Origin of the sequence: Litchfieldella qijiaojingensis (genome assembly GCF_014651875.1) — a bacterium.
GTDB classification, from domain to species: domain Bacteria; phylum Pseudomonadota; class Gammaproteobacteria; order Pseudomonadales; family Halomonadaceae; genus Litchfieldella; species Litchfieldella qijiaojingensis.
Map to the genome: position 1 here is coordinate 177,314 of NZ_BMXS01000003.1, position 23,578 is coordinate 200,891.

The following is a 23,578-nucleotide window of genomic DNA, read 5'->3' on the forward strand; positions in this document are numbered from 1 at the left end:
GGATGAATGACAATGTGCAAGGAATGCCGATGACGCTGGCCCTCATCAATACGCGTGCCAGCGTAGGTCTGGACGCCCCCGAAGTGTTGGTCGAAGTCCATTTGGCCAACGGCCTGCCGGGGGTGACCTTGGTAGGGTTGCCCGAGACAGCGGTCAAGGAGAGCCGTGAACGGGTGCGTAGCGCCCTGATCAATGCTGGCTTCGAATTCCCCAATACCCGCCGCATTACCCTCAACTTGGCACCCGCCGACTTGCCCAAGGAGGGCGGGCGTTTCGATCTGCCCATCGCGCTGGGCATCCTGGTGGCCTCGGGTCAGGTGCCGGCCGAGGCGTTGGAAGGCGTCGAATGCCTGGGCGAGTTGGCGCTCGATGGCCGCTTGCGCCCGGTATCCGGCGTACTGCCGGTAGCCATGGCGACGCGTCGTGCCGGGCGTCGTTTGCTGGTGCCGCAAGCCAACGCTGATGAAGCCGCTCTGGCGGGAGACCTGGAAGTCTGGCCTGCCGCTCATCTTCTGGACGTGGTGGCGCATCTGCTGGGACAGACGCGGATCAAGGCGCATCGGCTCAATGTGCCGGCTGCCACGCTCGCTCCATCCACCGATCTGCTCGACGTACGAGGGCAACATCAGGCTCGGCGTGCCCTGGAGGTTGCGGCGGCGGGCGGTCACAACCTGCTGTTCGCTGGTCCTCCGGGAACTGGCAAGACCATGCTTGCCAGCCGTTTGCCCGGTATTCTGCCCGTCCTGACCGAAGACGAGGCCTTGGAAGTTGCCGCCATCCGTTCGGTTTGCGGGTTGCCACTACGCGAACAGTGGGGGCAACGCCCTTTCCGGGCTCCGCATCACACAGCCAGCGCGGTGGCGCTGGTGGGAGGGGGCTCCAAGCCGCGTCCTGGGGAGATCTCGCTGGCCCACCAGGGAGTGTTGTTTCTCGACGAGCTTCCGGAGTTCAGCCGCAGCGTGCTCGAGGTGATGCGCGAGCCGATGGAATCAGGGTGTATTTCCATATCCCGGGCCAGCCATCAGCGCCGTTATCCGGCGCGCTTCCAACTGGTGGCGGCGATGAATCCCTGCCCTTGCGGCCACCTGGGCGATCCACGCCAGCGCTGCCAATGCACCGCCACCCAGATTCAACGCTACCAAGCGCGGCTGTCGGGCCCCTTGCTCGATCGAATCGATCTGCAGGTGGAGGTACCAGCCTTGCCGCCCGAGCAGTTGACCTCGTCCCAGCAAGGAGAGAGCTCGGCAGAGGTGCGTGCGCGGGTGGAGGCAGCGCGCGAGCGCCAGTATGCTCGCGGTGGCCTGAATGCTCATCTACCCGGTCGCGAACTGGAAGCCGCCTGCGCGCTGGGGGTGTCGGAGCGCACTTGGCTAGCCGAGGTGCTGGAGCGCCTGCACCTCTCGGCGCGAGCCTATCACCGCGTGTTGCGCGTGGCCCTGACCCTGGCCGACTTGGCCGGCGAGGCGCACCCCGCCAAGCCGCAATTGATGGAAGCCATCGGCTATCGTCAGCTCGACCGATTGTTGCGCAAGACCTGATCAACCTTCGAGGCGACCACTTACGGCGCGTTCCAGCGCCGCCAGTCGCCCTGGCCTCAAGGCGTCCTCCACGGCGCTGATGCGCAACACATGACCGAGCGCGGGGTGTGGCGGTCGATGAATCAGGCTGCCGGCTTCGAGCAGTTCGCCGTGCACTCGCTTGGCGAGCTCGGTATCGCTCAAGCGTACGGCGACGAAGTTGGTGGCACTGTCGGGAACATCAGCCCCGAGGCCGCGCAACCAGTGGGTTAGGCGCTGGCGGCGGTCGATCACTGCCTGGACATGGGCGCGAGTCTCACCGGAGTGGTCGAGTAGGGTCTCGGCGGCGGCTTCGGCCAGTGATGATACCGCGTAGTGGATACGTACCTTGTGCAGCATCTCGATCGTTTCTGGCTCGGCGATCGCATAACCGATGCGCAGCCCTGCTAGCCCGTGGGCCTTGGAGAAGGTGCGCAGGCGAATCGCGCCGGACCACGCTTCGCCGGCACTGGGCGAGTCGGCATCGGCGCGGAAGTCGTGGTAGGCCTCGTCGAGCAGCAGATGGCAGTCCTCGGGCAAGGCCTTGAGCAGCCGTGTCACCGCTTCATCGTCGTGTAGGTGACCGCCGGGGTTGTCGGGATTGGCCAGATAGACCAGGCGGGCATCCTCGCGGTGGGCGGCCTGGGCCAGGGCGTCGAGGTCGGGTGCCAGTATCCCGGGGCTATCGCGATAGTCGACCTCGACGATTCGGCAGCCTTGGCCTGCAGCGAAATAGCCGAAGGTGGGGTAGGTGCCGGCACTGGACACCACCGTGGTGCCCGGGGTGGCCACAGCGCGCAGCGCCAGAGCCATCAGGCTGTCGGCGCCGGCATCGACCAGCAGGGCCTCGAGCGGCGTGCCGAGCCGTTCGCTCAGGCGGGAACGCACCCCCATGGCTTCTGCATCGCCGTAACAGCGGGCCAGATCGGCCAGTTCGCGGCCGAAGCGTGCCCCCAGTGCCTGATGGGGCATGTCCAGCCCCTCGTTGGAGCCAAGCCGGTACGGGATCTCGCGCCCCAAGCGCCGCTCCAGGGCCTTGAGGCCGGGGAACGGGTTGGTCGGACCGTCGCGGTAGAGGTGATCGGCAAAACGCGGCATGACGAAAGACTCCTGGCGAGATGGACATCACTGCATTGTCGCCGCCCTGGGGGCCGCGATCCAAGCCCCCAGCGCGTCATAGCGCGGTGACGTCGATGGCGCCATTGATACGCTGTTGCCAGCGAGGCGCCTCCTCTCCGGGGCGCCGCAGCGAAAGCGTCAACCGATAGGGCAGCAGGTCACGGTCCGAAAGCGTCAGGCGAGGGCCGTCCGATACCAGTTCGCATTCCAGCAGCCATTGATTGTCCGGAGTGTCGGTTTCCGCCAGAACCGGTGTCCAGTCGAGAACTTGTGGCCCCTGCTGTTGGGCGAGCAAGGCACGAGTGAGATTTTCGTGAAAGCGGTGGCTGTCGATGCCCAGGCTAGTGTCGATCTGCGGAGGGGGCAGCAATACCACTACATCGGTGGTGGGTCGGGTCCAGGCCGGATTCTTCATCACTAATTGCACTGCACGGTCGCTTAGACCGGCCAGGGCCTGACGCATGAGTGACGGTCGTTCCGGGGCACCGGCACAACCGCCCACGGCAAGTATCAATAGAGCCGTCGCTAGCCACAAGACAGCGCGACTCATGATCGTTCGGACACCGTTGGCGGGACACTGGACGGGCCTGGTGGCACTTGCTCGAAGCGGCTGATGAACTCCTCTAGTTCGGTGAACAATACTTGACGAATCGCCTCGGTCTCGTTGACCAGATGGTGGCGAGCGTCGGGATGGCGATGAATGCGGGCGCGGGGGAACTTGTTCTCGAGAACACCGAGATTCCACTCCCAATCCACTGTCAGGTCCTGCTCCCCTTGCAGGATCAGCACGGGCAACTCGCTTTGCGGCAGCGCAAGCAGACGTGGCATCCAGCGCCGCATGGCGGTGATCCAGGCCACCGTCAGACGCTCTGACTGCAGCGGGTCACCTTCGCGAAGGAAGGTGGTGAAATCGCTGTCCGTCGAGTTGGGGCGATACTTGCGTGGCAGGGAACGGATGAAGGGACTAGCCAGCAGGTGCAACCAGCTCGACTGCTGCCAACGCCAAGGGCGAACCAAAGGTGCCAGTAGGGCCAGGCCGGCCCAGTGACTGTCCTCGCCCTGAGTCAAGGCATCGGTGGCCAGAATCGCGGCGCCGGTGCTCTGGCCAATGCCGATCCATGGATGGGGCGCCAGGTCACGCATTTCCAAGTGTTGCTGCAGGGCGGCGAGGCAGGTGCCGTAGTCCTCGAAGTCGTCGATCGAAGCGCGTGCACCGCTCGACAGGCCATGCCCCGGCAGGTCCCAGAGCACCACGCGCCAGCCGCGATCGAGCAACCACTGCAACAGGTGGCGGTAAAGGCCCAGATGATCGAAGTAGCCGTGGACCACAAAAGCGGTGCCATGCGGGGTCGCGGGGGTCCAGACTTGTGTCCAGAGCCGGAAGTTACCGGCTTCGATGAAGCCCACGTGCAGACCGACATGCTTGGCGAGCAACGGCGCCAACCGATAATGGTCGAGGTAGCGGCTGAGATGATCACTCCATGGTTCAGCGCCAGGCATGTTGGCTGGTGCGATGGGCCCAAGGGCCTGCAGTGGTGCGAAATCGGTCATCGAACCCTCCCTATATACCTTCATGCTAGCGCCTAGCCTTGTCTTGGGAAACACTGAATGCATATCCGCCCGTATTCAGAGGCTCTTTCAGTGCATTTCTCCAAGCCATTTCGGGTTGGTGATTTTATCTTTTGGTCGAGCACTGAAGACCTCGGCGATTATTTCGGGTAGCATATGGAAGGTATTTCCACAAATAATAGTGGTCAAAAAACAGCAGAACGACACATAGCCGGCGCGACTCGCCGGTTACAGCGCATCAGGAGATTCTCATGACCGACCGTGTCACCCGCCATCGTCTCCAGGTGGCCTCAGAACTGGACCGTTTCATCACCGACCAGGCCCTGCCCGGCAGTGGCGTGGATGCCGAGGCCTTCTGGGTGGGCGTGGATGCTCTCTTTCATGATCTAACCCCGAAAAATCGCGAACTGCTCGCCGAGCGCGAGCGTCTGCAGGGCGAGCTCGATGCTTGGCATCGTGAGAATCCTGGCCCGGTGCGGGACATGGCCGCCTATCGTGCATTCCTGAAGAAGATCGGTTACCTGGTGGATGCCCCGGCCAAGGTCGCTGCGACTACCGCCAACGTCGACCGTGAAGTGGCCGAACAGGCCGGGCCACAGTTGGTAGTCCCGGTCAGCAACGCCCGCTATGCCCTGAACGCCGCCAACTCGCGCTGGGGCAGTCTCTACGACGCTTTGTACGGTACCGATGCCATCAGCGAAGAGGATGGCGCCGAGAAGGGCACAAGCTATAACCCCAAGCGTGGCGAGAAGGTCATCGCCTATGCGCGCGGCGTCCTCGACCTGGCCGCGCCACTGGCTACCGGTACGCACCGCGATGCCGTAGACTACACCGTGCGCGATGGGCACCTCGTGGTGACCTTGGACGGTGGCCGTGAAACCGGTCTCAAGGACCCCGGCAAGCTGGTCGGTTACCAGGGCGATAGCGCCAAGCCCGATGCCATCCTGCTGGCCAACCATGGCCTGCATCTGGAAATCCAGTTCGACGACCAACACCCGATTGGCAAGACCGACCCCGCAGGTGTCAAGGACCTGGTGGTCGAAGCGGCTTTGACGACCATCATGGACTGCGAAGACTCGGTGGCGGCGGTGGATGCCGAGGACAAGGTCGGCGTGTATCGCAACTGGCTGGGCTTGATGAAGGGCGACCTGGAAGAGCAAGTCGAGAAGGGTGGCAAGACCATCACCCGGCGTCTGCATGCCGACCGTGAGTATGTCACGCCGGAAGGCGGCAGCCTGACCCTGCCCGGGCGGTCGCTGATGTTCGTACGTAACGTCGGCCACCTGATGACCACCCCGGCGGTGCTCGATGCCGACGGCAACGAACTGCCCGAAGGCATCCTCGACGCCGTAGTCACCGGCCTGATCGCCTTGCACGACATCAACAAGGGCGACGGCCAGCCGCGCAATTCGCGCGCCGGCTCGGTGTACATCGTAAAGCCCAAGATGCACGGCCCCAAGGAAGTGGCGCTGTCCAACGAACTGTTCGGACGTGTCGAGGACATCCTGGGCATGCCGCGCGATACCCTGAAGATGGGCATCATGGACGAGGAGCGCCGCACCTCGGTCAACCTCAAGGCATGTATCGCCGAGGCCGCCTCGCGGGTGGTGTTCATCAATACCGGCTTCCTCGATCGTACCGGCGACGAGATGCACACCGCCATGGAAGCCGGGCCGATGATCCGCAAGGGCGACATGAAGGGAGCGGCCTGGATCAATGCCTATGAGCGCAACAATGTCCAGATCGGCCTGGCATGCGGACTGCGCGGTCGCGCCCAGATCGGCAAGGGCATGTGGGCCATGCCCGATCTGATGGCTGCCATGCTCGAACAGAAGGTCGGTCATCCCAAGGCCGGTGCCAACACCGCCTGGGTACCGTCGCCGACCGCCGCAGCCCTGCATGCCCTGCACTATCATCAGGTGGACGTGGATGCCGTGCAGCGCGAACTGGAAGGGCAGGGTGAGCCTGCCCTTCGTGAAGAGCTTCTCGATGACCTGCTCACCGTACCGGTGGCTGAAAACGCCAATTGGTCCGATGACGAGATCCAACAGGAGATCGACAACAACTGTCAGGGGATCCTCGGTTACGTGGTGCGTTGGGTCGAGCACGGTGTAGGCTGCTCGAAGGTGCCGGATATCCACGATGTGGGGCTGATGGAAGACCGCGCCACGCTGCGCATTTCCAGCCAGCACCTGGCCAACTGGCTGCACCACGGTGTGGTGACTGCCCAGCGTGTCCAAGAAGCCCTGGAGCGCATGGCCAAGGTGGTCGACGAGCAGAACACGGGCGACCCCGACTATACGCCGATGTCGGCCGACTTCTCCGCTTCCACGGCCTTCCAGGCGGCTAGCGACCTGATCTTCAAGGGCCGTGTACAGCCCTCCGGCTACACTGAGCCGCTGCTGCATCACTGGCGCGCCGTGCACAAGGCCAAGTAAGCTCGGCTACGGGCTACGGGCTACGGGCTACGGGCTACGGGCTACGGGCCAGTGAACGAACGCCTCCGCCGGGAGACCGGTGGGGGCGTTGTCGTGTCGAGGCTGCGTTTCACGGCGTTGGCAGGCTGTCGCCCCAGTGGCCGAAATGCTCGGCATTTTCCCGTGTGACCAAGTGCGTGGGGAGGCGGATCACTTGGCTCTCCTGAGGCCTGGCCTCGGCCAGGTGCCTCAGGCTCTCGCGAATGGCCGTTTCGGCCATGCGGCGAGGCAATTGCGCGGCAGAGGCGACCAGCAGTGACGGCGTTTCCTTCAAGGCCTCCACACCCTCGGGAGAGCCGTCCACCGAGACAATGAACAGGTTCGTCCATCCGGCCATACGTGCAGCATCGGCCGCCCCCATTGCCGACGGATCGTTGATGGCGAAGACGGCATCCAGGTCCGGATAGGAGCGGACCAGGTAAGTCATGGCCTCCAGGCCTCCACTGTGGGTTCCGCCGCCATTGTAGTCGTCGCTTAGCAATTGGATCCGGGGATAATCGTTCAGCACCGAGCGACAGCCGGCCACCCGGTCGGTGACCGACGATACCGGAGCGCCGTTGATGATCGCCACTCGGCCGACATATCCCAGACGTTCAGCCATGTAGCGACAAGCGACTTCTCCCGCCTGAACGTTGTCGGTGGTCACGCTGACATCCGCCCCATGCGCATTGATATCGACTGCCGCCACCACGATGCCGGCTTGCTGGGCTCGCCGTACGGCCGGGCCGATGGCCTCGCTATTGGCGGCGGCCAGCACGATGATGTCCATGCGCTGTTCCGTGAAGGCATCGACCTGGCGTACCTGACGTGTGAGGTCGTAGGCGCTGGAGCGTACCTGCAGCACCACTTCCCCGGAATATGCCGCCCGCGCCGAGTCACCGATGGCATCTGCCAGGGTGGCAAAGAAGGGGTTGCCGAGATCCGCCATGCTGACGCCGATCTTGAGCGGTTCGGCATGGAGCTGAGTGGCATATAGCGACAGCAGGATGAACAGAAGCTTGCGCATGCGAATTTCCCGATCGAAGGAGGCGACGCCACGGCGGTGTTCGGAGCGGCGATGCGTCGAATCACGCGACGCTGGATTCCACCTCCATCGCGCCGGTCATGATGGCGACGGCGTCGGACATGCTGTGCGTATCCGGTCGGATCACGGCGGCGCGGCGACCCAGGCGGTGTACGTGAATCCGGTCGGCGACCTCGAACACATGCGGCATATTATGACTGATCAGGACGATTGGCAGGCCATTGTCACGCAGTTGTCGGATCAGGTTCAGCACCCGTCGCGATTCCTTGACGCCCAAGGCCGCCGTCGGCTCGTCCAGAATCACCACCTGGCTGCCGAATGCCGCCGAGCGCGCCACCGCCACCCCTTGACGCTGGCCGCCGGAGAGTGTCTCGACGGCCTGGTTGATGTTCTGGATGGTCAACAGCCCCAGTTCGGATAGCTCTTGCCGCGCCTGCCGCTGCATTGCCGCTTTGTCGAGCATGCGGAAGATGGATCCCAGGATGCCCGGCTTGCGCAGCTCGCGGCCAAGGAAAAGGTTGTCGGCGATGCCCAGTGCCGGTGACACGGCCAGCGTCTGGTAGACCGTTTCGATACCTGCCGCGCGTGCTTCCATCGGATTGCTGAAGCGGATTGGCTTGCCGTGCATGCGGATTTCGCCTGCATCGGGGATCACCGCGCCAGACAGGGCCTTGATCAATGACGATTTGCCCGCACCGTTGTCGCCGATCACTGCCAGGACCTCGCCGGGGTACAGATCGAAATCCGCCCGGTCGAGTGCGGTTACCCGCCCATAGCGCTTGACCAGACCGGTCGCCTGCAAAATAGGAGATGAGGTGTTCATGCCGACGTCCTCCGAATCCATTGGTCGGTGGTCACTGCCACGATGATGAGCATGCCGACGGTGAACTCCTGCCACAGCACGTCGACTCCGGCCAATGCCAGCCCGTTGCGGAACACACCGACGATCAAGGCGCCGATCAGGGTGCCGAAAATGGAGCCTCGTCCGCCGAACAGTGAGGTGCCGCCGATCACCACGGCGGTGATGCTGTCGAGGTTGGCGGTATAACCCGCCTGGGGGCTCACCGAGCCGGTGCGCCCGATCAACAGCCAGGCGGCGATCGCGCAGATGATGCCGGCTACGATGTAGACCGACAGCAAGACACGGCGGGTGCGGATGCCGGCCAGTTCCGCGGCGTCCTTGTCATCGCCGGTGGCATAGACGTGGCGCCCCCAGGCGGTCCAGTTCAGTGCATACCAGACGGCGCAGAACATGACGATCATGAGGATCGAACCGTAGGTGAAGCGAGCCCCGAACAGCTCGAAGGCGGTGCCCCCCCATTGCAGTAACGGTGCCGTTGCCTCGATATCCTGCGAGCGAATGGCTTCACTCTTCGAATACCACAGGTTCAACGCAAAGAAGATATTCCAGGTACCCAGGGTGGCGATGAAGGGAGGCAATTTCAGCCGCGTCACCAAGGTACCGTTGAGCAGCCCACAGGCGGCACCCGTCAGCAGGCCGATGGCCAGTGCCAGAGACGGAGGAAGGCCGAAGTCGACGGCCATGCGCCCCATGACCACTGACGAGAGCACCATGATGGCGCCGACAGAGAGGTCGATGCCCATGGTCAGAATGATCAGCGTCTGGGCGATGCCCAGGGTGCCGATGATGGTGACCTGCTGCAGCACCAGTGAAAGGTTGAACGGAGCCAGGAAGCGTTCGCCCACCAGCAACATGAAGGCCAGCACGGATACGATCAGCACCAGCGCCGGTGCCGCCGTCGGGTTGGCATGGAAGAAACGATGAATCCGCTGGCCCAGGGAGAGTGTTTCCACTTCGAACTGGGCCACCTGGCCAGCCGACGATTCCGCCACATGCTCATGGGCGGCAATGCTGTGGGGATCTGATCGATTGGGTTGTGTCATAACTCACCTGCTCATGAAACGGGGCACCCTCGGGCGAGGGTGCCGAAAGACAGGGATCATCAGCCCCAGCATTGCTCCAGGCCTTCGCTGGACGAGCGCGAGGATAGCCCCTCCACGGGAGCGTCGGTGATCAGCTCCACGCCGGTGTTCACGAAGTCGAGCCCTTGGGACATGCGTGGTTTCTCGCCGGTGTTGACGTAATTGACCACCGCCTCGACGCCCATGGAAGCCATGCGCAGCGGGAACTGCATCGAGGTGGCACCGATCACGCCGTCCTCGACGTTGTGCACGCCCGGACATCCGCCATCGACCGAGACGATGGTCACGGCATCTTCGCGTCCTACGGCTTTCAGGGCTTCATAGGCGCCGGCGGCGGCCGGTTCGTTGATGGTGTAGACCAGGTTGATGCTAGGGTCCTTTTGCAGCAGGTTCTCCATGGCCCGTCGACCGCCCTCTTCGGAGCCCTGCGTCACGTCGTTGCCGACGATACGCGGGTCGTCTTCGTCGCCGATATCGTTGGGATCGTTGAGGTCGATGCCGAAGCCCTGCAGGAAGCCCTGGTTGCGGGCAACATCCACGGTGATCTCGCTGGAATTCAGGTCCAACAGCGCGATTCTGGCATTGTCGGCGTTGTCGCCCATTCTGGTCCGGGCCCACTGGCCGATCAGTTCACCGGCCTTGAAGTTGTCGGTGGCCAGGGTGGCATCGGCGGCGTCGGCCGGGTTCAAGGGTGTATCCAGGGCAATGACCAGAACACCGGCCTCGCGGGCTCGCTCGACGGTGGGAACGATCGCCACCGGATCGTTGGGAGTGATCAGGATGCCCTGGGCTCCAGCGGACACCAGGTTCTCGATGGCTTGTACCTGAGAGTCGTTATCACCGTCGAAGCGACCGGCGAAGGTGCGCAGCTCGGCACCCCGCATGGAAGCTTGCACTTGCGCGCCTTCGCGCATCTTGACGAAGAAGGGGTTGGTATTGGTCTTGGTGATGAGCCCTACCAGTACCTCGTCGGCCAATACGGCAGGGGTGGCGAGCGTCGCTGCCAATCCCAAGGCCAGCGCGGACAGGGACTTCTTCATGGCGTACTCCTTGATGTTGTTGTTGGACCAGTGACACGAGACACCATGGCAGCGCCCTGCTAACCAACGATTTCAGCACGCGGGGGCAATTTGAAACATTTGTAATATTTGCCGTGAGTCGCCTCAGCGCTCGGTAGAGGAGCTGGCGAAAAAGGCTTGCCATTGCTCGGGACGGATAGGCTTCTGCAGGAAAGCGTCACCCATGGAGAGACCGTACTCGCGCTCGAGTGCCTCGCGCGGCATGCCCGATGCCAGCACGACCGGAATCGCCGGCCAGTGGTGACGTACGTGTTCGCGCAAGTCGACACCGCTGAATGCACCATTCAGATTGACATCGGTGAGAACCAAGCCGGTCACCTTGGCGTGGCGATGCAACCATTCGAGGGCCTGCTCGGCACGCGGGAACGCTGCGACGGGGTGCTGGTGAGCGGCGATAAGGTCGGCTGTCACGTGCCTGACCTCGGCATTGTCTTCCACCACTACCACGGTCCTACCGGGTGGTACCATCAAGGACAGAAGGGGGTGGGGCGTGGCTGTGGATTGCGCCGTGGCGGCCTGTACCGGCCAGCTCAAGCGTACCGCCGTGCCTTGGCCAGGTTCGGACTCCATGCTGAATTCGCCTCCGCTCTGGGTGACGAAGCCATAGACGCTACTCAAGCCCAGGCCGCTGCCCTGCCCCATGGGCTTGGTGGTGAAGAAGGGCTCCAGGACCCGCGCTTGCAGCTCGGCAGGAATGCCCTGACCGGTATCGCTTACGGTGATGACCAGCTTGGCTGTCGCGCCTTCGGTGAGACTGGTGGCGATGACCAACTGACCGCCTTCCGGCATTGCCGCACTGCTGTTCAGTGCCAGGTTGAGAATGGCGTTTTCCAACTGCGAGGGGTCGATATACAGCCGTATGTCCGAGGCCTGCAGCCGGATCACCAGCCGGGTCTGGGCCGAGACGCTGTATTCGAGCAGTTCTTCTAAGCCGTCGATCAGGGCATCGATATCGACCCATTCCGGCTGCAGGTGCTGCTTGCGACTGAACGCGAGCAGACGCTGTACTAACTGCGTGCCCCGTTCGCCGACATCCAGCGCTCGTTCAGTGTATTTGCGTGCACGATCGGATAGGCCCGTTTGCTGCTCGAGCAATTGCAGATTGCCGAGAATCGCCGCCAGCAGATTGTTGAAGTCATGCGCCACACCGCCGGTCAACTGGCCCAGCACTTCCATCTTCTGGGCCTGCTGCAGTTGTTGCTCGATGGTGCGGCGGTCGGTGAGGTCGCTGTACAGCGTCACGAAACCGCCGCCTGGCATGGGCTGGCTGCGAAACTCGATCACCCGACCGTCGTCATAGTGGCGTTCGAAGCTCTGGTAGGCCTGGTGGCGGCGCACGTTGATCGCGCTCATGTCGACCGAGCGATTGGCCAGCGTCAGATTGCGGTGAGGCTGGCGGGTGATCAGGCACTGCACTTCGGCCAGCGGCATCCCGGGCCTGATGCTGTCCTGGGTCAGTCCGAAGATATCCAGGTAGCGGCGATTCCAGGCGATCAAGCGGTCGTCGGCGGAAAAGACACTGAGCCCATCCTGGATCTCGTTGAATACCGTCTCCAGCAGATGTTTCTGGGCGCGCAGGTCATGCCCGACCTGCTCGATGCGACCAGCATGCTCGCGGAATACCTCATAGGCCCTGGCCAAGGCGCCGATCTCGTCGCGCCGGGTGATGGCGATCCGTTTGGGGGCTTCCCCACCTTGGGCCAGTTGCGTCATGTCCTGAGTGACGACCCCCAGATCGCGTACCGTCTTCAGGTTACTCATGTAGTGCAGGATGACGCCCAGGATCAACAGACCGGTCATCAGCATCATGCCGAACAGTACGCGGTTGACCTGAGCGTGCACCGACTGCTGCTGAGCCACGACCTGACGCTGGAGCTCGCTGGCGAAGCCATTGACTTCGTGGGTCAGGCGGTCGGATCCGGCACGTAGGCTAGCCAGTAGGAAGGCTTTCTGCTGGCCGATTAGCGCCAGCCTGGTCGCACTGGCTTCCGCCAGTTCCAGGAAGCGCTGGTAGTCCTCTGCGTGCTCCATCATCGGGTCGGGAGGTTCGGCCAAGGTGGCCCATTGCTCGAGCCACTGGTCGGGATCGCTGAGGCCTTGATACAGCGCTTGCAATATCTGCCAGCGGGTAAGGGAGTGCCTCCCTTCCGGTTCGGTGGCCTGGCCGACGATCTGGGCGACTTCGAATCGGGCCGTCAGTAGATCCTCGCGAATGAAAAGCTCGGTTTCCACCAAGTCGGTCAGGCGCTCGACGTCGGTACGCAGTGCATTGAGCTGGGCTTCCAGTTCTTGTCGGAAGGCGCGATCGCGGATCGAGGAAGCCACCGCCACTAACGACCGGAATCGCTGGGTGAGGCGGTCGCGTTCGATCTGCAACAAGAAGGGTTTGGCGGCTGAGGCGACATAGGGGGCCAAGGCAGCCAGTTGAGCGACTTCCTCGGATAGCGTCAACGCGGTGCGGACCTCCGGCAGTGTGCGGGCCTCGAACTCGCTGACGGCATTACGGGTTCGGGTCAGGCCGAACCAAGCGACCATCACCAGGCCGATCGCCAGTAGTGTGGCCAGGATCAGCGCCAGCAGAGCACGCCGTTGCAAGGTCCAACGTGCCATGCTCAACGCCTGAGCACCTGGGCCCGGAACACATATCCCAGACCGCGTTCGGTCAGGATGTAGCGGGGTTGCTTCGGGTTGGCTTCAAGCTTGCGGCGCAGACGCAGAATCAGTACATCGATACTGCGGTCGAAAGAGTTACTATCGGTGCCACGGGTACGTTCCAGCAGGTTGTCGCGGCTCTGCACATGGTTGGCCGACGATACCAGGCTCTCCAGCAGGTTGAACTCGCCGAAGGTGAGGTTGACCGGCTGGTTGTCAGGGTTATAGAGCATGCGCTCGGTAAGATCGAGCCGCCAGCCGTCGAACCACAGGCATTCATGACCCTGGTCGGCGACGGTCTGGAGGGTCACGCTGAGCTGTTTGGAGCGGCGCAGCAGGGCATGCACCCGTGCCATCAGCTCTCGCAGATTGAAGGGCTTCATCAGGAAGTCGTCGGCCGCGAGTTCCAGGCCCAGGATGCGATCGGTTTCATCACCTTTGCCGGTCAGCATCATGATCGGGACCGGACTGGTCGCCCGAACGTTCCGGGCCACCTGCAAGCCGCTTTCGCCATCCAGCTTCAGGTCGAGCACGATCAGATCCACGGGATCCCTTGCCAGCAGCTCATGCAACGCCTGGCCGCTGGGCAGGGAACTGATCCGATAGCCTGCCTCCTGCAGCGCGTCTTGCAGGACTTCCCGCATGTCGACTTCGTCGTCCACCACGGCAATGTGGTATCTGGTCTGATCCGTCACTGGGATAGGTGTTGTCATTGTTTCTTCCGCCATAGTGCACAACCCTTGCATCGTCATGTTAACGGAAGATTTCGTAAACGCCGCAGCGCTCGACCATAGAATGATTCGGGCGACTGTGCGGAAAGCGTGGCTTGCGCTATCTTGAGGCGCAATATCCACCGTATCGAGCCGCCAGGAGAGCCTCATGCCCGTGATGACCGCCGCCGCCATCGAGGAATTTCTCGATGAGGTCTTTCCTCATCGTCAGGGCACCATCGAAGGCATCGACGACGGACGTGCCACCATGAGCCTGGCCATCGAGGACGAACACCTGCGCCCCGGTGCCTGCGTTTCCGGCCCCAGCATGATGGGACTGGCGGATGTCTGCCTGTATGTGGCCATTCTCGCTCAGATCGGCCCTGAGCCGATGGCGGTGACCACCGACATGAACTGTCACTTCCTGCGTCGCGCGCGTGGCGACCGCGACCTGATCGCCAACGCACGCATCGTCAAGCTGGGGCGACGCCTGGTGGTGGGTGAGGTCCAACTGTTCTCCGCCGGCGACGAGGCGCCGGTGGCCATCGTCACCGCGACCTATGCCTTGCCCGATAACGACTGAGCTCGCCAGGCACACCACGCCAGCGCCAGCCAGCCGAGCATCAGCAGCACTCCCCCGACTGGTGTCACCGGACCCAAGACGCGCGCACCGGTCAGCACCAGCAGATAGAGCGACCCCGAGAACAGCAGCATGCCCGCCGCCCACAGCCCCAGCACCAGGTATTGCCCCTTCACTTCGCGGACCTGTTGCCAGACCAGGATGCCGAGGCAGGCCAGGGTGTGCCAGGCCTGGTAGCGTACGGCGGTTTCGAAGGCCCGGACCAACTCCGGCGGAGTTCTTCCCTCCAACCCGTGGGTACCGAAGGCACCGGCGACGACAGTGACGAAACCGCTTAGGGCAACGGCGATCCAGGCGAGTCGATGAGGCATGTGGCGGGTCTCCCGAGAACTATGGGTTGACAATAGCTGCAAGCATCGCGCATCCGGGCAGCATTGTCGCTCAAGCGCCCCGAACTGGCCGACCCCGATGGGTGACCACCGAAGGATGCCTGACGAGGCGATTGGCGTTAAAATATAGGCCCGCTGCGGAAGCGGTCCGTTTGTGAGGAGATTCGGAGGCAGCCATGCAGATTCAGCTCAACGGTGAGATGACAGCGCTCGACGGCGATGTCACGATCCATGATCTCATCGAGTCGCTTGGGCTGGCCGGTCGACGCATCGCTGTCGAGGTCAACGAGGAAATCGTGCCGCGCAGCCAGCATGGCGACACCCGGCTTGCCGACGGCGACTGCGTAGAAATCGTACATGCCATTGGCGGTGGCTAAATAACCGCGCAAGGAGACGAGATGTCTGAACTGTTCCAGGATCGGCCGCTGAATGTGGCTGGCCGTCAATTCACGTCGCGCCTGTTGGTGGGAACCGGCAAGTACAAGGATTTCGACGAGACGGCGCGGGCCGTCGAGGCCAGCGGTGCCGAGATCGTCACCTTCGCCGTAAGGCGCACCAATCTGGGGCAGGATGAGAGCGAGCCCAATCTGCTCGACGTCATTTCACCCGAGCGCTACACCCTGCTGCCCAACACTGCCGGTTGCTATACCGCCAAGGACGCGGTCAGAACCTGCAAGTTGGCCCGTGAACTGCTCGACGGCCACAAGCTGGTCAAGCTCGAGGTGCTGGGCGACACCGACACCCTCTACCCCAACGTGGTGGAGACACTCAAGGCCGCCGATGAACTGATCCGGGACGGCTTCGATGTCATGGTCTATACCAGCGATGACCCCATCATCGCCAAGGAGTTGGAGAAACGTGGCTGTTGCGCGGTGATGCCGCTGGGCTCGCTGATCGGTTCCGGCCATGGCTTGCAGAATCCGTACAACCTGCGCTTGATCGTCGAGCAGGCCGAGGTGCCCGTGCTGGTGGATGCCGGTATTGGCACCGCTTCGGATGCCGCCATGGCCATGGAATTGGGTTATGACGCGGTGCTGGTGAATTCCGCCATCGCCCATGCCCGCCAACCGGTACTGATGGCCCAGGCCATGCGCAAGGCAGTGGAGGCTGGTCGCGAGGCCTTCCTTGCCGGGCGCATGCCGCGTCGCCAGAGCGCCGAACCCTCTTCTCCTTTCGCCGGCCGTATCAACGGGTAAAGGGTGTATGAACGACCAACGCCACGATACGACTGACATGCCCACCTCCATCGGCGCTCCCCAGGTGCCACTGCATCGCCGCGGTATCAAGAGCTATGTGCTGCGTGCCGGGCGCATGACCGCCGCCCAGACGCGCGGCCTGGAGGAAGTCTGGCCGCGACTGGGGCTGACGCTCGACGACGGGCGCCAGGACCTGGACGCCGTGTTCGGGCGCCAGGCCCCCCGAGTGGTGGAGGTCGGCTTCGGCATGGGGGCATCGCTGATCGAACAGGCCGAGCGCCATCCGGAGACCGACTTCATTGGCATCGAGGTACATGCCCCGGGGGTCGGCAAGCTGCTCGACGAGGCCGACAAGCGTGGCCTGTCCAACCTGCGCGTGTACCGTGAAGATGCGTTGCGGGTGCTCGACGAGTGCCTGCCAGAGGCCTCGATCGATACCCTGCAGCTGTTCTTCCCCGACCCCTGGCCGAAGAAGAAGCATCACAAGCGGCGCATCCTGCAGCCGGCTTTCGTCGAGTTGGTGCGTACCCGCCTCAAGCACGGTGGCACCCTGCACATGGCCACCGATTGGGAGAACTACGCCGAACACATGGCCGAGGTCATGTCCGCCGCACCGGGCTTTCGCAATGTCGCATCCGCCGACACGGCGCCCTATGTTCCGCGCCCGGAGTTTCGCCCCCTGACCAAGTTCGAGGCGCGTGGCGAGCGCCTGGGACATGGCGTGTGGGACCTGATCTTCGAGCGCTGCGTATAGCCAGGCCGACACCGATAATGGCGATACCCATGCCAGCGACCCCCCGAGGTCCCGGGGTCTCGCCGAACATGACCGCGGCCCACAGCAGGGTCACGGGTGGCGTCAGGTAGACCAGCGTCGAGGTCAGGGTAACGCCAAGCCGCCGCAGGCTGGCAACGAAAAACCCATAGCCGCCGAGGCTCGATAGCACGACCAGCCAGCCGATCGCCGCCAGCGTGACCGGCTCGAAAGCGGGTGGAGGCAGGCGACCAGCGCCTTCGATCAGGGCGGCGACCACGAAGATGGCGGTCGCGGCGGCGAGTTGGGCCGTCAGCGTCGCAGCCATCGGCAGCGCCGTTGACCAACGCACGGCAAGTATGCTGCCGAGGGTGACCGAGACCACCGCCAGCAGCGGCAGCGTATACGCCCACAATGGGGTGCCGGTCCCGCGCTCGATATCGTCGAGCACGCACATCAAGACCCCCAGGGTGGCGATCGCCATGCCCGCCCAGCCGCGCGGGGGGAGGCGTTCGCCGAGCCAGGGACCAGCCAGCGCCGCCGCCAGCAAGGGCTGCAGGGCGGCAATCAGGGCAGTCACACCGGCGCTGACGCCGAACTGGATCGCCAGGATCACGCCCAGCAGGTAGCCACCCATGGTCAGGGTGCCGATTCCCGCCTCGCGGAGGACGTCTCGCCAGGCTAACGGGCTCGTTCCTCTCAGTCTCCACCAGAGCCCCACCACCAGGCTCGCCAGACAGAAACGCCAGGCAAACAGGGCCAGGACCGGCATGGCGGCCTCGGTGGCCAGCTTTCCACCGACGAATCCCGAACTCCAGCACACCACGAAGCCCAGGGCGACCAGAGGTGTCAGCAGGGTGGGGGGCATCATCGTCTCTCCCATCAGGCGAAATTCGTCCTTGAGCCTGACCCAGAAAGCGGCTTCAATAAATTGAAATAATCTGTAGAGAGACTTCAATATGGCTGAAGTCCAAGCCTCGGCGCTGGATCTCGAGTTGCTGCGTAGCTTTCAGGTAGCCGCGCAATTGGGATCGCTTGCCGCTGCCGCAGAACAACGGCATCGCACTATCAGTGCCATCAGTATGCAAATCAAGCGGTTAGAGGAAGTGCTAGGCTCGCGATTGCTGGAGCGAGGCCCTCGCGGCGTGACGCTGACCGCCACGGGGGAGGCCTTGTTACAGGAATCGCGGGAGCTATTGCGGTTGCACGACGGGATGCTGTCGCGCTTCACCGGTCGCGGGCTGGGCGGCAAGGTGCGTTTAGGCCTACCGGAGGACTATGCACGTGAACTGCTCGTCGATGTGTTGCCGGAGTTCATGGCGCACCATCCCGATGTCCTGCTCGAAGCGGTCACCGCCACCAGTGGCGAACTGGCGCGCCAGTTGACCCGTTCTCAGCTGACACTGGCGGTGGTGCTGGATCGTCCGCATCCGCTACCGGGAGGGGAGGCATTATGGCAGACCTCGCCGGTATGGGCTGGCCCGCGCGTAGGACGGCTGACTGAACGCGCCAGTGTCCCCCTAGCGCTTCACGAGGTCGACTGTCCGTATCGGGAGCTGGCTATCGAAGCCTTGGAAGCGGCCGGCACGGCCTGGCACGCGGTCTTCACCAGTACCAGCATCCACGCCGTGGAGAAGGCGGTGGAGGCCGGTCTGGCGATCAGTGTGATCGACCGCCAGCGCCTGACGCCGGCCATGCGCGAGATCGGTCGGGACGAGGGCTTGCCGCCCTTGCGGACCTGTGAAGCGCGACTGCATTTCGGCAGACGCATAGAAGAAGCGTCGCGCCCGGCGGTGGAAGCGCTGGCAACATTGCTGCGCGAGCGCCTGCGCGAGTGTGGTCCGTGGCGGGCAGCATCAAGACCAGTGTGATCAAGACAAAAAAACGCCACCCGGTGGATGGCGTCAAAACCAGTGTGATCAAGACAAAAAAACGCCACCCGGGTGGGTGGCGTCAAGACCGTGACTAGCTTGATGAGGAGAAACCATGGCAGAGAACCTGACATCCTCTGCGATGGGTGTGGCACCTGGCGAGCGCCACGGTTTCAAGATAATCATTCTCATTTGTGGCGTCAAGCTAAACGAGAATATTTTTTATTTGTGGTAGCTATCCACCCGTCAAAGATAGCCAAAGGGGCAGCGTCACCATCGCCAGCAAGGTCTGTCCAGTGATCAACGCGGCCATCAGCTCGGCATCGCCGCCGAGCTGGCGGGCGAGGATATAGGCGGATGTGGCGGTGGGCAGGGCGGCGAACAGCAAAGCAATGTCGCGGCTGACCGGGTCGAGCCCCAAGGGCACCGTCAGGGCCAGGACCAGGGCCGGCATCAGCAGCAGCTTGACCAGATTGGCGGTCCATACACCTCCGTTCAGGCGAGTCAGTGCTTGGGGGCGAAGCGCTACCCCAACGGCCACCAGGCCCATTGGAAGCGCGGCGCGGCCCAGCAGCGAGACACTGGCCTCGCTCCAGCCCGGCAAACCGACACCGCTGAGATTCAAGGCGATGCCGGCCACGCATGCCAGGATCAAGGGATTGCGCAGCAGGGCGGCCAGGCTGCGACCGAGACTGGCCGGACCCAAGGTGCCGGCGGCAATGAAACTCATCACGCACAGCACATTGACCACTGGCACCATCAGTGCCACGGCCACCGCAGCCACAGTGGCACCGCTGCTGCCGTGCAGGGCGCTGGCGCCGGCTACGCCGACGTAGGTATTGAAACGCAAAGCTCCTTGGAAGACTGAAGTGAAGACCGGCGCTTCGAGACGCAGCCTCGAACGCAGCCCCCATAGAGCAACGGCGAACAGCAGCATGGCACCGAGCAACGCTATGGCTACGCGTGCTACCGGTACTTGGCTGACGTCGGCGGTGGCCAAGGTGGAGACCAGCATGGCGGGAAACAGCAGGAAATAGATGATGCGTTCTAGCTGAGGCCAGAAATCACCGCCAGGGATGCGTCGCCAACCCAGTACGGCTCCGAGTAGAATCAGCAGAAACAGCGGGCCAAGGGCGTTGTCGACGCCTGTCATGTCGCCTCCTCGTGGTAGTGGCCGAGCTGCGACATCCGTTCGCAGCCCTTGTGCAAGCAAGAGCTGATAAGCTTACCGTTTCAATGAGCTTTCTGGAGTGCTTCTTTCGCCATCATGCCAACTTCTCTGCCACACTCGGACGATGACACCCATCGTTCGCCGCTGCTCAAACTGTTGATCGTGGTCACATTGATCACGATGGTCGTGGCGCTGTGGTATCTCGTTGACTATTACCTGCGAGGCAGTAGCGAAGATGTGACCTGGTACCCGCCGACCAAGCCCTGCGATTTGCAGCAAGGGCCTTGCGAAGCCAGCCTGGGGCTGGATGCCCGTCTCGTCCTGGACATCGAAGGAGAACTTCAGGCGCTGGAAACCCTGCCGGTCGAGGTTCAGGTCGAAGGCATCGAGGCCACGGCGGTCATGGTGGAGTTCGTTGGTCGCAACATGAACATGGGATTTAACCGCTTTCCCTTGACGCTGCAGGAGGAGGGGCGCTTCCGGGGCGATGCCCAGATCGGCGTCTGCACCGAAGCGGTCATGCCCTGGCGAGCGCAGGTGATCATTGAAACATCCGATGGCCGCAAGGGGAGCTGGTTCGATTTCAACGTGAGAAGGAGGTTGTGATGAAGCGTCTGGCTATCTGGGTAAGCCTGGGGGCCGTGCTTCTGGTAGCCGCGGCAATCGGGGTGTGGGCCTTTCAGCAGCAGGCGTCCGATGGCGATGCACCAGTCGGAGGCGAGGTGACCCTGCCTTCCACCCAGGGTGATTTCTCGCTATCACAACTCGAGGACGATCAACTCGCGGTGCTGTTCTTCGGCTATACCTATTGCCCGGATGTCTGTCCAATGACACTGGCCGTGATACGCCAGGCACTGCAGCGACTGGATAACGATCTGGCGGCGCGTGTCGTGCCGGTCTTTATCACCGTCGATCCCGAGCGCGACACACTCGAGCGTTTGGATGAGTATGTCAGCTATTTCGGGGAATCCTTCATCGGTGCACGAGGTAGTCAGGCACAGCTAGAGGACATCGCCGGGCGTTATGGCATTTTCTGGCGCAAGGTGGAGATGGAAGATTCCGAGATGGAATACACCGTGGATCACAGCTCCTCGATGTATCTGGTCGACCGCGAAGGCCGGATTCTCCAGCGGGTGTTGTATTCTCCCAATCCCCACGGCCTGATTGCGGCGCTGGAGAACGAACTGGGAGCCTAGTGGCGTGCCGATTCCACGGGCGGCGCCAGGCCAGCGAGCTGTTCGACCATGTCCATGATGGCGCTTACCTGCCGACCATCCCGCGTGTCATGAAGCGGGTCGGGTTGCCAAGCGCTCTCGGCGTATCCCCACCAGTCCCAGCAGCCTCGGGGGTTGGGTAGGCTGGCGGTGGCCTGGGGATAAAGCACTATCAGCTCGTTGGTGGCAGCCCATTCGTTGAGCCCACTATGCCGTACGAAGGTTTCACCGATTCGTTCACGGCCCATGTCGCAGCCGTGCAGGGCTACCACCAGGCCACATTCGGCACCCTCTTCGCAGACCTTGGGCACGAATAGATAGCCTTGTTCGTCGAAGCTTCGGCCACCGTCGAAGGGGGCCTGGTCGAATGTCCACAGCATACCGGGCCGAGCCCGTTCGGGTGGCTCGAGGTTCTCGTAAAGCCATGACAATGCGTCACCGGCACCGTCTACATCGCATGCCAGTAGATGGGGGCTGCCGCCTTCGGCACAGTCGGCCAGAGTGGATGTGTCGCCTTGGTTGTCTACTGGCCAGCCGTGGCCTGCATTTTCACCCATCTCGAGACGCAACTGTGCGTCGCCGTCGTCAAGCCAGGCGCGATATTGCTCGGCAAGCGTTGCGCCAAGGGTTGGATCGACAGTGGTATCGGCCTCGCCATGCCAGATATAGACACGTTGGTGGGTCAATTCTTCGCGGGGGCCAACCTGGCCGTTGTCCCGATACTCGGCATGGCGTTCGGCCAGGTCGTTAAGTTCAGGAGGGCCAAGGCTGGCTTGCATGCATTGTCTCAGGGCGCGACTCAATGCTCCTTGGGCGCAACCCCAAGGGCCGGCGGCGAATACTCCCAGGCCGTGGAATCGCTCGGGAAAGGCCACCGCCAGTTGTGTGGCCATGTAGCCGCCGGAAGAAACCCCGATGACGCTGATGGCATCGGGGTCGATCGTTAGCACGGGCAACGGCGAGAGCGTTGGATCATCGGCAATGGCTGGGGCGGCGAGCCCCAGCACCAGGCCGGCGATCGCAAGGGAACGCCTCATTCGTTGACGTCGAGCAACTCGACCTTGAATGTCAGGGTTTCGTTGGGACCGATGGGACCCTGACCGCGAGGCCCATAGGCAAGCTCCGGCGGAATGTAGAGCATCCAGGTATCACCGACGCTCATCATCTGCAGCGCTTCCTGCCAGCCTTCGATGACCTGGTTGACACGGAAGCTGACCGGTTCGCCCCGCTCGTAGGAGCTGTCGAACACGGTGCCATCGAGCAGGCTGCCCTCGTAGTGGACCTCGACATTGGAGTCGGCGCTCGGCGAAGCGCCGTCACCCTCTTCCAGTACCTTGTATTGCAGGCCGGAGTCGGTGACTTCGATGCCCTCCTTCTCGGCGTTTTCAGCGAGGAAGGTCTCCCCAGCGGCGAGGTTGTCGGCGGCGAGTTCCTCGGCCTGACGCTGACGTTCGGCCATGGCCTGCTGCTGGAAGCGGGTCAGGGCTTCGGCCATCTCCTCTTCGCTCATGGCCAGATCGTTCTCGGCGTAGACATCCTCGATTGCTTGAGTGAAGGCATCGATATCGAGATCGGCGACGTCCTGCACCAGGCTCTGTCCCAGAGTCACCCCCAGGCTATAGCTGAGCTTGGCTTCTTCGCTTTCCAGTGGCGCGGCCAGGGCGAAGGTCGAAACGCTCAGCAGGGTTCCAAGAGCGGTGGCGGTCACCAGTGTTTTCATGAGGAGTCCTTAACGCGTGAATGTGGTAAACCCTTCGGACTCTATCAGGACTCGTCAGGTTCCGCATCCCACCCATAGTGCTGCGGCTTGTCGGGTGTCATACCACCAAAGTCGGGCACTTGGCCATACTGGCGACTCGTTGGGAAACGCTGCCCAGGATGGAAGCCGTCTTTTCGCCATTGGTACCCTGGGAACCGATCACGATCAGGTCGACATCGCGTTTCCTGGCAAAGCGCACGATGGTATTCGAAGGGCGTCCACCCTTGACGAAGGCCCGTACCTTGCTGGCGCCCAGTTCGATTGCCTCGTGCTTGGCCTGCACGGCGATCTCGGTGGCGTATTCCTTGAGGGCGTCGTCGGGGATGTCGAGTTGCTTGGGACGCACCATCGACAATGATGCCTCGAGCAGGCTGTGGTGCTTGAATACGCACAAGATGTACAGCTCGGCGTCGGTCAGTTTCTGAAGCTCAACCGCTTTCTTCAGCGCTGCCAGGGCCCCCTTCGAACCATCGACTGGTACCAGAATCTTCTTGAACATGACACAGCCCCTTCATGC

At 62.9% G+C, this 23,578-nt stretch carries 23 protein-coding genes and 1 pseudogene; 9 read left to right on the forward strand and 15 right to left on the reverse strand.

The genetic code is table 11. The features are described 5' to 3' along the window. Window positions 1–29 precede the first annotated feature (29 nt). Window positions 30–1,538 carry a YifB family Mg chelatase-like AAA ATPase gene (locus IE093_RS04975; RefSeq protein WP_189466787.1) on the forward strand — a complete coding sequence of 503 codons (1,509 nt, stop codon included), beginning with the start codon at window positions 30–32 and terminating at the stop codon, window positions 1,536–1,538. Here IE093_RS04975 and IE093_RS04980 read toward each other — a convergent pair whose 3' ends face one another. From IE093_RS04980 to IE093_RS04990, 3 genes are all read right to left on the reverse strand, one after another. After that, window positions 1,539–2,654 (reverse strand): aminotransferase class I/II-fold pyridoxal phosphate-dependent enzyme, encoded by a 1,116-nt coding sequence (locus IE093_RS04980; protein ID WP_189466788.1) that lies wholly within the window; start codon window positions 2,652–2,654, stop codon window positions 1,539–1,541. It lies immediately after the preceding gene. 76 nt (window positions 2,655–2,730) lie between these two features. Then, window positions 2,731–3,225 (reverse strand): hypothetical protein, encoded by a 495-nt coding sequence (locus IE093_RS04985; protein ID WP_189466790.1) that lies wholly within the window; start codon window positions 3,223–3,225, stop codon window positions 2,731–2,733. Then, window positions 3,222–4,226 carry an alpha/beta hydrolase gene (locus IE093_RS04990; RefSeq protein ID WP_189466792.1) on the reverse strand — a complete coding sequence of 335 codons (1,005 nt, stop codon included), beginning with the start codon at window positions 4,224–4,226 and terminating at the stop codon, window positions 3,222–3,224. The genes IE093_RS04985 and IE093_RS04990 overlap by 4 nt, the downstream gene beginning before the upstream one ends. Window positions 4,227–4,495: 269 nt before the next feature. Here IE093_RS04990 and IE093_RS04995 point away from each other — a divergent pair, with 269 nt between their 5' ends. Continuing rightward, window positions 4,496–6,682: a malate synthase G gene (locus IE093_RS04995; protein ID WP_189466794.1), complete on the forward strand. Its 2,187-nt coding sequence runs from the start codon at window positions 4,496–4,498 to the stop codon at window positions 6,680–6,682. Window positions 6,683–6,791: 109 nt separating this feature from the next. On the opposite strand, the gene IE093_RS05000 is transcribed toward IE093_RS04995, so the two are convergent. The 6 genes from IE093_RS05000 to IE093_RS05025 form a co-directional block, all read right to left on the reverse strand. After that, entirely contained in the window at window positions 6,792–7,727 is a 936-nt protein-coding gene (locus tag IE093_RS05000) for a substrate-binding domain-containing protein (protein ID WP_189466796.1), read from the reverse strand. Window positions 7,728–7,788: 61 nt separating this feature from the next. Beyond that, window positions 7,789–8,568: an ATP-binding cassette domain-containing protein gene (locus IE093_RS05005; RefSeq protein ID WP_229803250.1), complete on the reverse strand. Its 780-nt coding sequence runs from the start codon at window positions 8,566–8,568 to the stop codon at window positions 7,789–7,791. Then, a complete protein-coding gene (locus IE093_RS05010; protein WP_189466799.1) occupies window positions 8,565–9,650 on the reverse strand; it encodes an ABC transporter permease in 1,086 nt (361 codons plus the stop codon). Before IE093_RS05010 ends, IE093_RS05005 begins: the two co-directional genes overlap by 4 nt. Window positions 9,651–9,709: 59 nt before the next feature. Further along, on the reverse strand, window positions 9,710–10,729 hold the full coding sequence (locus tag IE093_RS05015) for a sugar ABC transporter substrate-binding protein (protein ID WP_189466801.1): 1,020 nt from the start codon (window positions 10,727–10,729) through the stop codon (window positions 9,710–9,712). 123 nt (window positions 10,730–10,852) lie between these two features. After that, a complete protein-coding gene (locus tag IE093_RS05020; protein ID WP_189466802.1) occupies window positions 10,853–13,378 on the reverse strand; it encodes a PAS-domain containing protein in 2,526 nt (841 codons plus the stop codon). Between the two features lie 2 nt (window positions 13,379–13,380). After that, the gene (locus IE093_RS05025; RefSeq protein ID WP_189466803.1) at window positions 13,381–14,133 is read right to left on the reverse strand and encodes a response regulator; all 753 of its coding nucleotides are present in this window, start codon (window positions 14,131–14,133) and stop codon (window positions 13,381–13,383) included. A gap of 166 nt (window positions 14,134–14,299) precedes the next feature. Between IE093_RS05025 and IE093_RS05030 the strand changes: the two genes are divergently transcribed. Further along, a complete protein-coding gene (locus tag IE093_RS05030; protein ID WP_189466804.1) occupies window positions 14,300–14,713 on the forward strand; it encodes a PaaI family thioesterase in 414 nt (137 codons plus the stop codon). Here the strand turns inward: IE093_RS05030 and IE093_RS05035 are convergent. Beyond that, window positions 14,689–15,081 (reverse strand): DUF423 domain-containing protein, encoded by a 393-nt coding sequence (locus IE093_RS05035; RefSeq protein WP_189466805.1) that lies wholly within the window; start codon window positions 15,079–15,081, stop codon window positions 14,689–14,691. The genes IE093_RS05030 and IE093_RS05035 overlap by 25 nt on opposite strands. A 194-nt stretch (window positions 15,082–15,275) precedes the next feature. Here IE093_RS05035 and thiS point away from each other — a divergent pair, with 194 nt between their 5' ends. Genes thiS through trmB form a run of 3 tightly spaced genes read left to right on the forward strand, consistent with a single transcriptional unit; the run spans window position 15,276 to window position 17,049 of the window. Beyond that, window positions 15,276–15,476, forward strand: a complete 201-nt coding sequence (gene thiS, locus IE093_RS05040) for a sulfur carrier protein ThiS (protein WP_189466806.1) — start codon at window positions 15,276–15,278, stop codon at window positions 15,474–15,476. Window positions 15,477–15,497: 21 nt separating this feature from the next. Next, window positions 15,498–16,295 (forward strand): thiazole synthase, encoded by a 798-nt coding sequence (locus IE093_RS05045; protein ID WP_189466808.1) that lies wholly within the window; start codon window positions 15,498–15,500, stop codon window positions 16,293–16,295. A gap of 7 nt (window positions 16,296–16,302) precedes the next feature. Next, a complete protein-coding gene (trmB, locus tag IE093_RS22415) occupies window positions 16,303–17,049 on the forward strand; it encodes a tRNA (guanosine(46)-N7)-methyltransferase TrmB (RefSeq protein WP_229803252.1) in 747 nt (248 codons plus the stop codon). 10 nt (window positions 17,050–17,059) lie between these two features. Here trmB and IE093_RS05050 read toward each other — a convergent pair. Continuing rightward, window positions 17,060–17,929 (reverse strand): annotated as a pseudogene (locus tag IE093_RS05050) (DMT family transporter); the annotation flags it as partial. 76 nt (window positions 17,930–18,005) lie between these two features. Here IE093_RS05050 and IE093_RS05055 point away from each other — a divergent pair. Further along, window positions 18,006–18,917, forward strand: a complete 912-nt coding sequence (locus tag IE093_RS05055; protein ID WP_189466812.1) for a LysR substrate-binding domain-containing protein — start codon at window positions 18,006–18,008, stop codon at window positions 18,915–18,917. A gap of 235 nt (window positions 18,918–19,152) precedes the next feature. Here IE093_RS05055 and IE093_RS05060 read toward each other — a convergent pair whose 3' ends face one another. Beyond that, window positions 19,153–20,070: an AEC family transporter gene (locus IE093_RS05060; RefSeq protein ID WP_189466814.1), complete on the reverse strand. Its 918-nt coding sequence runs from the start codon at window positions 20,068–20,070 to the stop codon at window positions 19,153–19,155. A 114-nt stretch (window positions 20,071–20,184) separates the two neighbouring features. Between IE093_RS05060 and IE093_RS05065 the strand changes: the two genes are divergently transcribed. Together IE093_RS05065 and IE093_RS05070 are read left to right on the forward strand one after the other, a co-directional pair. Next, complete coding sequence (locus tag IE093_RS05065) at window positions 20,185–20,694, forward strand: hypothetical protein (protein ID WP_229803254.1); 510 nt, start codon at window positions 20,185–20,187, stop codon at window positions 20,692–20,694. Then, on the forward strand, window positions 20,694–21,284 hold the full coding sequence (locus tag IE093_RS05070) for an SCO family protein (RefSeq protein ID WP_189466816.1): 591 nt from the start codon (window positions 20,694–20,696) through the stop codon (window positions 21,282–21,284). Before IE093_RS05065 ends, IE093_RS05070 begins: the two co-directional genes overlap by 1 nt. Here the strand turns inward: IE093_RS05070 and IE093_RS05075 are convergent. The 3 genes from IE093_RS05075 to IE093_RS05085 all read right to left on the reverse strand — a co-directional run bounded on the left by IE093_RS05075 (window position 21,281) and on the right by IE093_RS05085 (window position 23,560). Next, the gene (locus tag IE093_RS05075) at window positions 21,281–22,339 is read right to left on the reverse strand and encodes an extracellular catalytic domain type 2 short-chain-length polyhydroxyalkanoate depolymerase (protein WP_189466817.1); all 1,059 of its coding nucleotides are present in this window, start codon (window positions 22,337–22,339) and stop codon (window positions 21,281–21,283) included. The genes IE093_RS05070 and IE093_RS05075 overlap by 4 nt on opposite strands. After that, the gene (locus tag IE093_RS05080; RefSeq protein WP_189466819.1) at window positions 22,336–23,022 is read right to left on the reverse strand and encodes a BamJ family beta-barrel-assembly machinery protein; all 687 of its coding nucleotides are present in this window, start codon (window positions 23,020–23,022) and stop codon (window positions 22,336–22,338) included. The genes IE093_RS05075 and IE093_RS05080 overlap by 4 nt, the downstream gene beginning before the upstream one ends. A 97-nt stretch (window positions 23,023–23,119) precedes the next feature. Beyond that, window positions 23,120–23,560 carry a universal stress protein gene (locus tag IE093_RS05085; RefSeq protein WP_189466821.1) on the reverse strand — a complete coding sequence of 147 codons (441 nt, stop codon included), beginning with the start codon at window positions 23,558–23,560 and terminating at the stop codon, window positions 23,120–23,122. Window positions 23,561–23,578: the final 18 nt, after the last annotated feature.